Consider the following 13,679-nt stretch of genomic DNA (forward strand, 5'->3'; position numbering starts at 1 on the left):
CTTAAAGTTGACCGACGCGGCAGGACAGAGGCCCACCCCACGCCGCCTCCCTTCGCGCGCGAAAACCGCAGCGCACCGACGGAAAGCGTCGTGGCTGTGCCGTACAACCCCGGCCGAACCTTCGGCAAGAGCGGCATCACGGGTTAGATAGGAACGCCGTGGGCGTGTGCGAAGGCAGTGAGCGCCGGGCGCAGGGAATCGCCGTCGTGCATCCGGGCCATCTCGGCGTCGATCAGCTCCGACACGGCGGCCGCATCGAGGCTGAGCACCATCGCCTTGACCGGGCCGATGGCGGCCGGCGACATCGACAGGCTGCGGTAGCCGATGCCGATCAGCGCCATCGCGTCGAGCGGCCGGCCGCCGATCTCGCCGCAGACCGTCACCGGGCAACCGGCCGCGTTGGCCCGCTCGGCGATCAGCCGGAACGCCCGCAGGGCCGCGACGCAGAGCGGGTCGAACCGGTCGGCGACCCGGCGGTTCTCGCGGTCGACCGCGAACAGGAACTGCATCAGATCGTTCGAGCCGACGGAGAGGAAGTCGGCTTCCTTCGCGATCTCGTCGATCTGGAACAGCAGCGAGGGCACCTCGACCATCGCACCCAGCCGGCACTCGGTGGGGAGCTGGTAGCCGTGGCGGCGCAGATAGGCCTTCTCGCGTTCCACGATGCCGCGGGCGCGGACGAACTCGTCCACGGTGGCCACCATTGGGAACATGATCTTGAGCGGATCGCCGTCAGCGGCCTTCAGGAGGGCGCGCAGCTGCATCCGCAGCAGGGCCGGCCGGTCGAGGCCGATGCGGATCGCCCGCCAGCCGAGCGCCGGGTTCTCCTCCTCGAGCTTGGCCATGTAAGGCAGGATCTTGTCGCCGCCGATATCGAGCGTGCGGACCGTCACGGGCTTGCCGGCGGAGGCCGCAAACACCTTGCGGTAGAGCTCCTGCTGCTCCGCGGCCGACGGCATGCGCTGGGCCACCATGAACTGCAATTCGGTGCGGAATAGGCCGACGCCCTCGGCGCCGGTCTCGTGCAGGTGGCTGAAATCGACCAGCAGGCCGGCATTCAGCTGCAGGCCGACGCGAACCCCGTCCCGGGTCTGGGCCGGGACGTCCCGAAGGGCCCGATACTGCTCCTGCCGACGGGCGCGCAGCCGCACCATCTCGGCATAGGCCGCCTCGACCTCGGGGCCGGGCCGGACGTGGATCTCGCCGGCCACGCCGTCGACGATGATGGCATCGCCGGCATCGCACAGGGCGGAGGCGTTCTCGACTTCGCCCACCGCCGGGATGCCGAGCGCCCGGGCCACGATGGCGACGTGGCTGGTGGGACCGCCCTCCTCCAGGACGATGCCGCGCAGCGTCGAGGAATCGTAGTCGAGCAGCGCGGCCGGCCCCATGGTGCGCGCCACCAAGATGGCGTTCTCCGGCAGGATGACGGCTCCACCGGCCTCCGGACCGATCAAGGTGCGCAGCAGCCGGTTGGCGAGGTCGTCGAGGTCGTGCAGGCGCTCGCGCAGGTACGGGTCCGCCTGGCGCATCATCCGGGCGCGGTTGTCCGACTGCACCCGCTCGACGGCGGCCTCGGCGGTCAGGCCGGAGGCCACGGCCTCACGCATCCGCCGGAGCCAGCCCTTGTCGTGGGCGAACATCCGGACGGTCTCCAGCACCTCGCGCGATTCGGCGGTGCCGATCCGGTCGCCGCGTTCGACCAGCGCGTCGATGGCGGAGCGGACCTCCTCGATCGCCGCGTCGAGCCGCGTGACCTCGCGCTCGACGTTCTCGGCGATCAGCGTCTTCACCACCACGCGCGGCTCGTGAAGCACGACGTGGCCGAGCCCGATGCCGTCCGCCAGCGCGATGCCGCGGGCGACGACCGGGCGGCGAGCGGCGGTGCCGGCATCCGGCGCCAGGCCCTCCAGCTCGCCCGAGGCGATCATCTCCGAGAGGACCATCGCGGTCGTCTGGAGCGCCTCGATCTCCTCCTCGGAATAGACCCGGTAGGTCTGGTTCTGGACGGTAAGCACGCCGAGCGTGTTGCCGGCCCGCAGCAGGGGCACGCCCAGGAACGCGTGATACGCCTCCTCGCCCGTCTCCGGCCGATAGGAGAAGGCCGGGTGGTTCTGCGCGTCCGAGAGGGAGAGCGGTTCGGCGGTCCGGGCGATCAGGCCGACGAGGCCCTCGTCGGCGTTCATACGCGTCTGGTGGACCGCCTCGCGGTTCAGGCCCTCGGTGGCGAACAACTCGAGGGTGTTGTCGTCCCTCAGGACGTAGACCGAGCAGACCTCGGCCACCACGTTGGCGGCGATCAGGACGACGATGCGGTCGAGGCGTGCCTGGGGACTGACCGGCTCCGCCATCGCTTCGCGGAGGCGGCGCAGCAGCAGGCGCGGGCCTCCGGGCGCAGCGGGCATCGATTCGTCGTTCCAACGTCGGCGAGCGGCCTTGGCGTCGACCACCCTGCAACCTTGGCGCCGACTGGGAAACGTCCGGCGCCGGATGGACCGCGCCGCGAGCCCCCGGAAGATCTCCGGGTTCGGCGGAAAGGCCCGTGACTGTTCTAGCTCAAGACACCCGATCCGCTGATGAGACCCCGACCGCTCGCCATGCGAGTGGACGTGATTCCAACCCCTTACCTGATCTCTTGTTTCAGCGCGCCCTCGTCCACCGAGCCGACGTTCCGGTCAGGCCGTGGGCGCTCTCGTCGCGACCCCCCAGGCTCAGGCCTGATCCAGGCCGTATAGCGAGTGGAGCGTGCGCACGGCAAGCTCCGTATAGGCCGCATCGATCAGCACGGAGAACTTGATCTCCGACGTGGTGATCGCGCGGATGTTGATGCCCTTCTCGGCCAGAGCCCGGAACGCCTTGGCTGCGACGCCCGCGTGGCTGCGCATCCCGACTCCGATCGCCGAGACCTTGACCACGTCGGTGGCCCCCTCGATCTGCGCGTAGCCGATCTGCGGACTCGCCTGGTCGAGGATCGCGCGGGTGCGCTCGTACTCGGCGGCCGGCACCGTGAAGGTCATGTCGGTGGTCGACTGGTCGCCCGACACGGTCTGGATGATCATGTCGACGTTGATGTTCGCGTCGGCCAGCGGCCCGAAGATGGCGGCGGCCACGCCGGGGCTGTCCTTGACCCGGCGCAGGGTGATCTGCGCCTCGTCCCGGGAGAATGCGATCCCGGTGATGATCTGCTGTTCCACGATGTCGTCCTCGTCGCAGATGAGGGTGCCCGGGCGCGCTGCGTCCGGCGGATCGAAGGAGGACCGGACCGTGGTCGGCACCCGGTGGACCATGGCGAGTTCCACGGAGCGGACCTGCAGGACCTTGGCGCCGAGCGACGCCATCTCCAGCATTTCCTCGAAGGTCACGCGCTCCATGCGCCGGGCCTTCGGCACGATGCGCGGATCGGTGGTGTAGACCCCGTCCACGTCCGTGTAGATGTCACAGCGCTCGGCCTGGATCGCGGCTGCCACGGCCACCGCCGAGGTGTCCGAGCCGCCGCGCCCGAGGGTCGTCACCCGGCCGGTCTCGGCATGGATGCCCTGGAAGCCGGCGATAACCGCCACCTCGCCCTTCGCGAAGCCCGCCTCGAGGTTCTTCGGGTCGATCTCGGCGATGCGGGCCGAGCCGTGCGCATCCGAGGTCAGCACGGGAATCTGCCAGCCCTGCCAGGAGCGGGCCTTGAGGCCGTCCTTCTGCAGGGCGACCGCCAGGAGGCCCGCGGTCACCAGCTCGCCCGAGGCCACCACGGCGTCGTACTCGCGCGGGTCGTAGAGCGGGTTGGCGTCCTTCACCCACTCGACCAGCTCGTTGGTCTTGCCGGACATGGCCGACACGATCACGGCGACCTCGTAGCCGGCCGCGACCTCGCGGGCGACGTGGCGGGCCACGTTGCGGATGCGGTCGAGCGTGGCGACGGAGGTGCCGCCGAATTTCATCACCAGACGGGGCATGATGGTTCTTCGCGGGTTCCCGGCGGCGACTGGGGACGAACCGCCCTGGCGGGTCCCGGACAGTGCCCGGCGGGTACAAGCGGCTCGTTGAGGTGTCAACAACCGGCCAAGCATGGAACCCGCCAAGCACGGTGCCGGCGCGCCGCGGCGACGGCCCCGGGGCAGCCGTGCTATGGCGGCCCGGATATGCCGCGTCGGCCGCCCCGATCCGGACCGCCCGGCGACGGCCTGGCGTTCGGGCATCGCAGGCGGACCGCCGGCCTCGACGGAACGGATCGCGCATGGACAGGGCAGCCACGAACCCCGGGACGGACGGCTTCGTCGATCGCGGCGAGGTCGCGCGCTTCGACGCGCTCGCCGCGACCTGGTGGGACGAGGCCGGGCCGATGCGGGTGCTGCACCGGTTCAACCCGGTGCGCCTGGCCTATATCCGCGACGCGCTCTGCCGCCGGTTCGACCGGGATCCGCAGGCGCCGTTCCCCCTGGACGGCCTGACGCTGTGCGATGTCGGCTGCGGCGGCGGCGTGCTGTCGGAACCCCTGGCCCGGCTCGGCGCCACCGTGACCGGCCTCGATCCCGCGGAACAGAACATCGCGGTGGCCCGCGCCCACGCCGCGGCCGGCGGCGTGCCGGTGGATTATCGCGGCGAGACCATCGAGACGGTGGTCGCGTCCGGCCAGATCTTCGACGCCGTGCTGATCATGGAGGTGGTGGAGCACGTCTCCGATATGCCGGCCTTCGTGCGGACCGCCTGCGCCGCCGTGAAGCCTGGCGGGATGCTGTTCGGCGCGACCCTCAACCGGACCCTGCGCTCGTTCGGGCTCGCCATCGTGGGCGCCGAGTACGTGCTCGGCTGGTTGCCGCGGGGCACGCACGATTGGGAGAAGTTCGTGACGCCCGACGAGTTTCGCCGCGCCATCCAGGCGGGCGGCCTCGACGTCACCGACACGATCGGCGTCGCCTACAATCCCCTGACCGACGGATGGCGCACCAGCCGGGACAAGGCGGTGAACTACATGGTCGCGGCCGAGCGCCGCGCCTGAACCGGAGCCTCCGCGCGCGGTTGAGACCGCAGCGGAGGCCCGAACCATGCTCGAAAAGATTCCCCACGCGCTCGGCGCGGCCCTGTCCGGCCTCAAGGCCGGGATGGAGAAGACCGCCTTTCACGCGGATTTCGCCGACGTCCCGGAGACGCTGACGCTGACGAGCCCCGCCTTCGCGGACGGTGCCGAGATCCCCGCACACTACACCACGGACGGGCCGGGCCTCTCGCCGCCCCTGGCCTGGAGCGGCGTGCCGGCGGGGACCGGCACGCTGGTCCTGCTGGTCGAGGATGCCGGCAGCCCCACGCCGCAGCCCCTCGTTCACCTGATCGTGTGGAATGTTCCGCCCTCGGTCGACAGCCTCGACGAGGGGGCGCTGGCGAGCCCCGACCGGGCTGGCACCCCGATGAGCCTCGGAAAAAACAGCTTCTTGCAGCCCGAATGGCTCCCGCCCGATCCGCCGAGCGGCCATGGACGCCACGCCTACCTGTTCCAGATCTACGCGGTTGGGAGCGTGCTCGACCTGCCCGACAGCCCTGGTCGGGGCGCCGTCCTCGACGCGATGCGCGGGCGGGTGATCGGCAAGGGCCAGCTCGCGGGTGGCTATGCCCGCCCCTGAACCGGACCGATCGATGGGCGGGGATTGGACCGGCCCGCGGCTTCGTTTGCGTTGTGCCGCAGGGGGCGCCGGGCTAGTGAGTCGACCAGATACCGCGTGCGCGCACAAGGACTTCCGCCGCGTGCGTGGACCTGGATTTCCCCTCAGTTTCGGAGCGTGACCGGTGGGCTTGGATGCGCGCGCGCGGCGGAAGGACACGGACATCGTCGCCCGCGCCCTCGCGGCGTCGAATGTCGGGACCTGGGAATGGCGGATCGCCGACGATGTCGTGCGTTGCGATTCCGTCGCCGCTACGATGCTCGGCATCCCACGCTCGGCCACCGGCCACGGCACGACCTACGCGCTGTTCTTCGAACGCGTCCATCCGCAGGACCGGCAGCGGGTCGGCGCGATCGTCAAGAACCTCCAGCGTCACGGTGGGCTGTACGTCGCCCAGTACCGCACCGTGCTGACGCCGGACGACGTCCGCTGGGTCCTGGCGCGCGGCCGCTTCGTGGTGAGCGCGGACGGGATCGTGAGCGAGGCCCGCGGCATCGTCATCGACGTGACGGAGAGCAGCCGCGACGGCTTCCTCGACGAGTCCGCCTTCTGCGCGATCGATGCGCCCGGCAGCGGGATCGACCGGGTGGCCGAGCTGGCGCTGGCGCTGTTCAACGTCGCCGAGGGCCTGGGCGAGTCGGATTTCGTCCGGCTGAAGCCCCTGATGGACGCGCTGCTGCACGAGATCGGGCGGCAGCTGGTCGAAAGCCCCGCGGTCCCGGCTGCCGACAGCGTCCATTGAGGCACCGCGGCTTCCACGCCTCGCCTGCCTGCCTCACCTGCCTCACCTTTGCCTGCGACGCCTTGCCTTGCGGTGGCGAATCCTGATATGGCGGCGCCATCCCGCGATGCGTGTTTCGTGATCGCTGGACGCGACCCCGCGTCCCGCCTCGCTGACACGTTCCCGATCCCCCGTGAATGGACGGCCCCGCCCGGGCTCGAGAAACCGATGAAGATCCGTAATTCCCTCAAGTCCCTGCGCGGCCGTCACCGCGACAACCAGCTCGTGCGCCGCAAGGGCCGGGTCTACGTGATCAACAAGACCCAGAAGCGCTTCAAGGCTCGCCAGGGCTGAGGCCGTCTGCCCGGCTCCGGCCGGGTATCGGAGCGACGTCCCGTCAGGCCGTGCTCGGTCTTTCGGGAGTGTGCAGATCGTCACGCGAAAGCAGCCGCGCCCGGCCGGGCCGCGGCTGCTTTCGCGTGCGCGGCACCGCGGCACGTTGACGAGCGCGACACCCGCGCACACTCTACCGGCATCATGCCGACACGCTTCATCGCCGCCCTGGTCTGCCTGCCGGTTCTGGCCGCGACGCCCGCCGACGCGGCACCCGATGCCATCCGGCCCGGCCGCGCCGCGCCGGAGGTCAAATCGGCGCCCGAGGCCAAGCCGGCGCCGAAGCCGGTGAGCCTCGATGACCTGTTCACCCGCCTGCGCGCCAGCGAGGATCCCGCCGAGGCGAAAGGCATAGCGAAGCTCATCGAGCGCCGTCTCGACGCGTCCGGCAGCCCGACCGCGGACCTGCTCACCGATCGTGCCCGGCAGGCCATCTCGGCTCACGACTTCCCCCTGGCGGCCGAGCTGATGGACCGGGTCACCGCCCTGGAGCCGAACTGGTCGGAGGGGTGGAACCGCCGCGCCACGGTGTTCTGGCTTCTGACCGATAAGGACGACGCCATCGCCGACCTGCGCCGGGCACTGGTTCTGGAGCCGCGCCATTTCGAAGCCTGGGCCGCCATGGGCAGGATCTACGAATCCCTCGATGACAAGGCACGGGCACTCGCGGCCTTTCGCCGGGCGCGGGCGCTGTATCCCAAGATGGAGAAGATCGGCGAGGCGGTCGACCGCCTGGCCCCGGAGGTTGACGGCCGCGACCTTTGAGCCGCGTGGCCGGACTGCTCCTCACGCTCCTCGCCCTCCCCTTCGCGATCCTGGGCCTGGTTCTCGGCCTCAGCGCGCTCGCGAGCCTCGTGATCGACCTGAAGGTCGGGGCCGCGAACCCGCCCGCCGGACCCTTCGTCGAGGTCGCCGGCGGGCGTCTGGCGACGATCCAGGCCGGTCCGGCGAACGGCCGGCCGGTGGTCCTGCTGCACGGTGCCTCGGCCAACGCCTCCGATCCGATGGAGGGCATCGGCCGCCGACTGGCAGCGGCGGGCTATCGGGTGATCGCCTTCGATCGGCCGGGCTTCGGGTGGAGCGACCGGATCGACGGCGGCGAGGCGGCGGCGCCCGCGATCCAGGCCCGGATCATCGCGGAGGCGCTCGACCGAATGGGCGTCGGCCCGGCGCTGGTGTTCGGGCATTCCTGGGCCGGAGCCCTGGCCCTGGCGCTCGCCCTCGACCATCCGGCGCAGGTCTCGGGCCTTGTTTTGGCCGCTCCGGTCGCGATGCCGATGCCGTCGCGGATGCTGGTCCTGCCTTGGTACTGGCGTCTCGCCATCAAACCGCCCGTGGCCTGGCTTCTCAGCCGCACGATCGGGGCGCCCGTCGCCCAGTATTTTCTTCCCGAGACGGCCAAGCGGGTCTTCCTGCCCCAGTCGGAGACACCCGGATACCCGGAGCTCGTCCGGGCCTCCCTCGTGCTGAGACCCGGGACGCTGCTCGCCAACGTTCAGGATCTCGTCGGCCTGCCGGCCGCCCTGGCGGCTCAGAGCCCGCGCTACGGTGACCTGCGCGTTCCGACCCTGGTGATATCCGGCGATGCGGACCCGATCGTCCGCAGTGAGAGCCAAGCGGTGCCTCTGGCGAAGGCGATCCCAGGCGCTCGGCTCGTGCTCCTGCCCGGGATCGGTCACATGCTCCACTTCGTGGCGGCGGAGCGCGTGACCGACGAGATCGTCCGGTTCGCGGGTGAGCAAAGGCGCGAGGCTGCGCCGCTGCTCAAGGATTAGGACTCACGCCTTCTCGGCGTGCTCCCGGGTGATGAAGGTGAGCCGCACGAGGTTCGTGGCCCCAGGGGTGCCGAACGGCAGGCCCGCCACCACGATGACCCGGTCGCCCACCGCGGCGAACTTCTCGCGCACGGCGAACTTGGCGGCGCGGAACGACATGTCGTCCACGTCGCTGGCATCCTTGGTGACGATCGGGTGCGTGCCCCAGGCTAGGGCCAGGCGCCGGGCGGTCTCGCGCCGGGGCGTGAGGGCGATCACGGTAGCGTTCGGGCGCTCGCGTGACAGCCGCAGGGCCGTCGAGCCCGAATTGGTCCAGGCCATGATCGCGTCGAGATTGAGCGCGTCGACCATCTGGTGGGCGGCCGCCGCGATCGCGTCAGCCGCGGTCTCGTCCGGCGTCGCGCTCTGCGCCCGGATGATCGACCAGTAGACCGAGTCCCGCTCCACCTGCTCGGCGATGCGGTTCATGGTCTCCACGGCCCCGACCGGGAAGGCGCCCGAGGCGCTCTCGGCGGAAAGCATCACGGCGTCCGCACCCTCGTAGACCGCGGTGGCCACGTCCGAGACCTCGGCGCGGGTCGGGACCGGCGCCGTGATCATCGATTCGAGCATCTGGGTCGCCACCACCACGGGCTTGCCGAACCGGCGGGCGCTGCGGGTGATCCGCTTCTGCACGCCGGGGACCTGCTCCAGCGGCATCTCCACGCCCAGATCGCCGCGGGCGACCATCAGGCCGTCCGAGATCTCGATGATCTCGTCGAGCCGGGTCAGGGCCTGCGGCTTCTCGATCTTGGCCATCACCAGGGCGCGCCCGGCGCAGACCTTCTTGACCTCGGCTACGTCTTCGGGACGCTGGACGAAGGAGACGGCGATCCAGTCGGCGCCGGCGTTGAGGCCGGCATCGAGGTCGGCCCGGTCCTTCTCGGTCATCGCCGGCACCGGGATCACCGTGTGGGGCAGCGACACGCCCTTGCGGTTCGAGATCTTCCCGCCGACCTCGACCCGGGTCACGGCCCGGTTCTCCGAGGTCTCCAGCACGGTCAGACGCAGCTTGCCGTCGTCCAGCAGGATGGCGTGGCCGGCCTCGAGCGCCTCCAGGATCTCCGGGTGCGGCAGGTGGCAGCGGCTGGCATCGCCGGGCGTGGGATCGCCGTCGAGCACGAAGGTCGCGCCGGTCTCGATCATCACGGCGCCCTCCGCGAAGGTGCCCAGCCGAAGCTTGGGGCCCTGCAGGTCGACCAGGATGCCGATCGGGTGCTTGGCCTCGCGCTCGATCGCCCGGATCACCTCGACCTTCTCGGGCAGCTTCTCGCGTGGCAGGTGGCTCATATTGAGCCGGAACACGTCCACGCCCGCCCGGAACAGGCGTTCGATCATCTCCGGCGAGTCCGAGGCCGGCCCAAGGGTGGCGACGATCTTTGTACGGCGCGAGCGTTTCAAGCGGGATCCTCCGGGTATTCCGCGGCGCTCGTCTCGGGGTTGGACCCGGACGGCGTCGGTTCGTTGGGTGCGGGTGTAGGCATCCCGCCCGGGGCAGCGTCAAGGGCGCGACGGCATCCTCAAGGCTTGGCCGGCGCGTCCGCCCGGTTGGGATCGGTGAGCTGGATCGTCCAGCTCTTCTGCTCGCCGGTATCGACTTCGAAGAAGCCGTTCCGGTCGTAGCCGCGGGCAAGGCAATCCTCGACCCCGCGGATCGTGAATTCCGAGTCGCGGGTGCACATCAGCGAGCGCCCGCTCCACTCGCCGCCGCGCGTGTAGTCGACGGCGAACACGTAATAGAAACGCGCCGCCAGCGCCCCCTTCAGGAGCGTCTCGCAGGCCTTCGGGGCCAGATCCCACCAGCCCTCCGTGACCCAGCCCTGCGGATCACGGTAGCCGAGCGAGATGCCGACCTTGCTGGCGGTCTGGTTGCACAGGCGCAGGTCGGCCTTCGCGGGGCCGGCGCCGAAGAGCGCGATGCCGAGCCCCAGGATCACCGGCACGGCGGCCGGCGAACCGGTCGCCCCCCTCAAGAACCTACCCGACGAGGATGATGCGGCAATCGTTGACATTGGTACGGGTCGGACCGGGGTTCACGAGGTCGCCAAGAGCCGCGAAGAACGCGGTCGAATCGTTCTGCTCCAGCATCGCGGCCGGGTCGAGGCCGGCGGCGCGGGCGCGATCAAGCGTCGTCGGGTCGACCAGGCCGCCGGCCGGATCGGTGGCGAGGCCGCGTCCGCCGTCGGTGCCGTCGGTATCGGCGCTGATCCCGGAGATGCCGGGCTCGCCGTCCAGCGCCACGGCGAGGGCCAGGGCATATTCCTGGTTCGGGCCGCCATGGCCCTCGCCCCGGATGGTGACGGTCAGTTCCCCCCCCGAGATCAGCGCGACGCGCTGCCCGGCCGCTTTGTAGCGCTTGGCCTCGCTCGCGTGCACGGCCGCCACCTCCCGGGCCTCGCCTTCGAGGTCGGCGCCCAGCATGATCGGCTCGTAGCCCGCGTCCCTTGCCGCCTGGGCGGCCGCCTCCAAAGCGTCGATCGGCCGGGCGATGATGCGGTACTCGGCCCGGGCGAAGGCGGGATCGCCGGCCTTGGGGGTCTCGTTGTTCGGGTCGTTCAGGAGCCGGACGGCCGAGCCCGGCAGCGGGATGCCCCGGCGCTCGCAGATGGCGCGGGCATCCGCCAGGGTCGAGGGATCCGGCACGGTCGGGCCCGATGCGATCACTGCCGGATCGTCGAAGGGCACGTCCGAGATGGCGAGCGTCAGGATCCGCCGGGCATTGCGGGCCGCGAGCGCGAGGCGACCGCCCTTGATCCGCGAAATGTGCTTGCGGACGGTGTTGATCTCGCCGATCGGCGCGCCGGAGCGGAGCATCGCCCGGGTGATCGCCTGCTTCTCGGCGAGCGTCAGGTCCCCGGCCGGCGCGATCCAGTTGGCGGAGCCGCCGCCGGACAGGAGCACCAGAACCTCGTCGTCCGGGCCGGCCTCGGTGGCGAGCCGCAGGGCCTCCTGGGTCGCGGCGATGCCGGCCTCGTCGGGGACCGGGTGTCCCGCCTCGACCATGTGGATGCCCGGAGCGTCCTGTCCGTAGCCGTGCCGCGCCACCGCGAGGCCGACGATGCGGTCGTCACCGAGCCCGTGCTTCTGCCGGTAGAACCGGCTGGCCACCGCGCTCATGCTGCCGGCCGCCTTGCCGGCCGCCAGGATGATCAGGCGTCCCGGGCTCGGTTCCGGCAGGTGCGCGGGCAGGCACAGGTCCGGATGGGCGGCCCGGATGCCGGCGGTCAGGAGCGCTTCGAGGAGCGCGCGCTGCGCGGCGGGGGCGGCGATGGGCGGGACGGATTCGGACATGGCGTCGGACGGGCTCCTCACAGGATGTTCTTGCGTGCGATCCCCGCCCACGCATTGGTGGACGGCGGGCCCGTTTCTTGCCGTGAGCGCACGTTGTTTGGTAGGCATCTCGCCTCGTCAGGTGATCTGCCCGAGCCGCCGCCCCACGGCAAGCGCGATCGGCGCCGTCCCATAGATCCAACCCTCGGAGCCCCGTGACCCGTCCGGAGACTGAAGCGCGCGCCGACGCCCCGCACCCGTGCGAAATCCTACCCGGAGATCCCGCCTGCGGGCTGATCATCGCGTGCGATCATGCGTCGAACTTCGTGCCCCCGGACATCGAGCTCGGCGTGCCGGAATCCGAGTTCGCCCGGCACATCGCGTACGATATCGGCGCCGCCGCGGTGACGCGCGGGCTCGCGGCCCGGCTGAACGTGCCGGCGATCCTGACCAACTTTTCGCGTCTGATCATCGACCCGAACCGCGGCCGGGCCGACCCGACCCTTGTGATGCGCCTCTCCGACGGCGCCGTGGTGCCGGGCAATGCCCGCATCGACGAGGCCGGCAAGCAGGCCCGGATCGCGCGCTTCTACGCGCCGTTCGATGCGGCCATCGACGCGGCGATCGCGGCGGCCCAGGCGGCCGGGCGTCCCCCGGCGATCCTGACCATGCACAGTTTCACGCCCTACTGGCGCGGAACGGCACGGCCCTGGCAGGTCGGCATCCTGTACGACCGGGACGAACGCCTCGCCCGGCCGCTGATCGAGGCGCTCGCGGCCGATCCGGCCGGGCTCACCGTGGGCGACAACCAGCCTTATGGCGGCGGCTTGCCGGGCGATACGATCGACCGCCACGCCACCGCGCGCGGCTTGGCCAACGCCCTCGTGGAGATCCGCCAGGACCTTATCGCCGGCCAGGAAGGGCAGGAGGAATGGGCCGAGCGCTTCGCCCGCATCCTGCGTCCGCTGATCGGAGCTTGATCGCGACGCCGGCGATCCCGAGATGCGTGCGGCCGTCCGCAACCGGAAAGCGTACCACACCATGCCCGAGATCGACCCGCAGACCCAGACCGAACTCGAAGCCGCGGTATTTCGACGGCTCGTGTCGCACCTGCGCAATCGCACCGACGTGCAGAACATCGACCTGATGAACCTGGCGGGCTTCTGCCGGAACTGCCTGTCGAACTGGCTCAAGGATGCCGCCGACGAGACCGGCGTGCCGCTCACCAAGGACGAGAGCCGCGAGGCCGTCTACGGGATGCCCTACGGCGAATGGAAGGCACAGCATCAGACCGAGGCGAGCCCCCAGCAGCAAGCGGGATTTTCGGCTTCCCAGGCCAAGGATCACTGACCGGGCGAAAGGGACGGCGAGAATCGGCTAAGCTTCCGGTAAGTTCGGACCGTTAACCACCGGTCCAGGGCGCACCTGCGCCGCGCATCCCGGAGAGCCCCATGAACGCCCATTCGATGCCCACCGCAGCAGCCCAGCGGCCCGGTGGCGACGTCTCGTCCTCCGAGGGCGTGGCCGCCGACGAGCTCAAGCAGTTCATCGAGCGCCTGGAGCGGCTCGAAGAGGAGAAGGCCGGCATCATGGGCGACATCAAGGAGGTGTTCGCCGAGTTGAAGGGCCGGGGCTTCGACGCGAAAGCGGTGCGGACGATCATCAGGATCCGCAAGCAGGATCACAGCGAGCGCCAGGAGCAGGAGGCGATCCTCGAGCTCTACATGCAGGCGCTGGGCATGGCGTAGTCTCGCCGCCGATCCGGACACCGGTTCGGCCGAGGGATGAGATTGGAATGCGAAGGGCCGTACCCCGCCGGGTACGGCCCTTCGT

Annotated in this window: 14 protein-coding genes; 9 read left to right on the plus strand and 5 right to left on the minus strand. The window is 70.6% G+C overall.

Annotated features, from left to right (window positions below; genetic code table 11):
• Positions 1 to 143 precede the first annotated feature (143 nt).
• Both ptsP and FV242_RS12985 read right to left on the minus strand, forming a co-directional pair.
• Positions 144 to 2,405 (minus strand): phosphoenolpyruvate--protein phosphotransferase, encoded by a 2,262-nt coding sequence (gene ptsP / locus FV242_RS12980; protein ID WP_147908209.1) that lies wholly within the window; start codon positions 2,403 to 2,405, stop codon positions 144 to 146.
• 306 nt (positions 2,406 to 2,711) lie between these two features.
• Complete coding sequence (locus FV242_RS12985) at positions 2,712 to 3,947, minus strand: aspartate kinase (RefSeq protein WP_147939223.1); 1,236 nt, start codon at positions 3,945 to 3,947, stop codon at positions 2,712 to 2,714.
• A 281-nt stretch (positions 3,948 to 4,228) separates the two neighbouring features.
• On the opposite strand from FV242_RS12985, the gene ubiG reads away from it, so the two are divergent.
• The 6 genes from ubiG to FV242_RS13015 all read left to right on the plus strand — a co-directional run bounded on the left by ubiG (position 4,229) and on the right by FV242_RS13015 (position 8,537).
• Positions 4,229 to 4,990 (plus strand): bifunctional 2-polyprenyl-6-hydroxyphenol methylase/3-demethylubiquinol 3-O-methyltransferase UbiG, encoded by a 762-nt coding sequence (gene ubiG / locus FV242_RS12990; RefSeq protein ID WP_147908211.1) that lies wholly within the window; start codon positions 4,229 to 4,231, stop codon positions 4,988 to 4,990.
• 46 nt (positions 4,991 to 5,036) lie between these two features.
• Positions 5,037 to 5,609 carry a YbhB/YbcL family Raf kinase inhibitor-like protein gene (locus FV242_RS12995; protein ID WP_147939224.1) on the plus strand — a complete coding sequence of 191 codons (573 nt, stop codon included), beginning with the start codon at positions 5,037 to 5,039 and terminating at the stop codon, positions 5,607 to 5,609.
• Between the two features lie 163 nt (positions 5,610 to 5,772).
• Positions 5,773 to 6,390, plus strand: a complete 618-nt coding sequence (locus tag FV242_RS13000; protein WP_147908213.1) for a PAS domain-containing protein — start codon at positions 5,773 to 5,775, stop codon at positions 6,388 to 6,390.
• Positions 6,391 to 6,597: 207 nt separating this feature from the next.
• Positions 6,598 to 6,723, plus strand: coding sequence for a type B 50S ribosomal protein L36 (gene ykgO, locus FV242_RS13005; RefSeq protein ID WP_003601867.1), 126 nt, complete (start codon positions 6,598 to 6,600; stop codon positions 6,721 to 6,723).
• A 180-nt stretch (positions 6,724 to 6,903) separates the two neighbouring features.
• Positions 6,904 to 7,527 carry a tetratricopeptide repeat protein gene (locus FV242_RS13010; RefSeq protein ID WP_147908214.1) on the plus strand — a complete coding sequence of 208 codons (624 nt, stop codon included), beginning with the start codon at positions 6,904 to 6,906 and terminating at the stop codon, positions 7,525 to 7,527.
• Positions 7,524 to 8,537 (plus strand): alpha/beta fold hydrolase, encoded by a 1,014-nt coding sequence (locus FV242_RS13015; RefSeq protein WP_147939225.1) that lies wholly within the window; start codon positions 7,524 to 7,526, stop codon positions 8,535 to 8,537. Before FV242_RS13010 ends, FV242_RS13015 begins: the two co-directional genes overlap by 4 nt.
• 3 nt (positions 8,538 to 8,540) lie before the next feature.
• Here FV242_RS13015 and pyk read toward each other — a convergent pair whose 3' ends face one another.
• From pyk to FV242_RS13030, 3 genes are all read right to left on the minus strand, one after another.
• Positions 8,541 to 9,977 (minus strand): pyruvate kinase, encoded by a 1,437-nt coding sequence (pyk, locus tag FV242_RS13020; RefSeq protein ID WP_147854294.1) that lies wholly within the window; start codon positions 9,975 to 9,977, stop codon positions 8,541 to 8,543.
• Between the two features lie 119 nt (positions 9,978 to 10,096).
• Positions 10,097 to 10,588, minus strand: a complete 492-nt coding sequence (locus FV242_RS13025; protein WP_246692219.1) for a DUF1036 domain-containing protein — start codon at positions 10,586 to 10,588, stop codon at positions 10,097 to 10,099.
• On the minus strand, positions 10,554 to 11,867 hold the full coding sequence (locus FV242_RS13030) for a glycerate kinase (protein ID WP_147939226.1): 1,314 nt from the start codon (positions 11,865 to 11,867) through the stop codon (positions 10,554 to 10,556). Before FV242_RS13030 ends, FV242_RS13025 begins: the two co-directional genes overlap by 35 nt.
• A 194-nt stretch (positions 11,868 to 12,061) precedes the next feature.
• Here FV242_RS13030 and FV242_RS13035 point away from each other — a divergent pair, with 194 nt between their 5' ends.
• From FV242_RS13035 to FV242_RS13045, 3 genes are all read left to right on the plus strand, one after another.
• Complete coding sequence (locus FV242_RS13035) at positions 12,062 to 12,826, plus strand: N-formylglutamate amidohydrolase (protein WP_147908217.1); 765 nt, start codon at positions 12,062 to 12,064, stop codon at positions 12,824 to 12,826.
• A 61-nt stretch (positions 12,827 to 12,887) separates the two neighbouring features.
• Positions 12,888 to 13,196: a DUF1244 domain-containing protein gene (locus FV242_RS13040; protein WP_147939246.1), complete on the plus strand. Its 309-nt coding sequence runs from the start codon at positions 12,888 to 12,890 to the stop codon at positions 13,194 to 13,196.
• A 116-nt stretch (positions 13,197 to 13,312) separates the two neighbouring features.
• The gene (locus tag FV242_RS13045) at positions 13,313 to 13,594 is read left to right on the plus strand and encodes a DUF2312 domain-containing protein (RefSeq protein ID WP_187193696.1); all 282 of its coding nucleotides are present in this window, start codon (positions 13,313 to 13,315) and stop codon (positions 13,592 to 13,594) included.
• The last annotated feature ends 85 nt before the right edge of the window (positions 13,595 to 13,679 follow it).

This window comes from Methylobacterium sp. WL64 (assembly GCF_008039945.1).
Taxonomy (GTDB): Bacteria; Pseudomonadota; Alphaproteobacteria; order Rhizobiales; family Beijerinckiaceae; genus Methylobacterium.

Excerpts from the sequence above, each read along its gene's own strand:
- ykgO (WP_003601867.1), top strand. The coding sequence starts at position 6,598 with ATGAAGATCCGTAATTCCCTCAAGTCCCTGCGCGGCCGTCACCGCGAC.
- ptsP (WP_147908209.1), bottom strand. The coding sequence starts at position 2,405 with ATGCCCGCTGCGCCCGGAGGCCCGCGCCTGCTGCTGCGCCGCCTCCGC.
- ubiG (WP_147908211.1), top strand. The coding sequence starts at position 4,229 with ATGGACAGGGCAGCCACGAACCCCGGGACGGACGGCTTCGTCGATCGC.
- FV242_RS12995 (WP_147939224.1), top strand. The coding sequence starts at position 5,037 with ATGCTCGAAAAGATTCCCCACGCGCTCGGCGCGGCCCTGTCCGGCCTC.
- FV242_RS12985 (WP_147939223.1), bottom strand. The coding sequence starts at position 3,947 with ATGCCCCGTCTGGTGATGAAATTCGGCGGCACCTCCGTCGCCACGCTC.
- FV242_RS13040 (WP_147939246.1), top strand. The coding sequence starts at position 12,888 with ATGCCCGAGATCGACCCGCAGACCCAGACCGAACTCGAAGCCGCGGTA.
- FV242_RS13030 (WP_147939226.1), bottom strand. The coding sequence starts at position 11,867 with ATGTCCGAATCCGTCCCGCCCATCGCCGCCCCCGCCGCGCAGCGCGCG.
- FV242_RS13025 (WP_246692219.1), bottom strand. The coding sequence starts at position 10,588 with ATGTCAACGATTGCCGCATCATCCTCGTCGGGTAGGTTCTTGAGGGGG.
- FV242_RS13045 (WP_187193696.1), top strand. The coding sequence starts at position 13,313 with ATGCCCACCGCAGCAGCCCAGCGGCCCGGTGGCGACGTCTCGTCCTCC.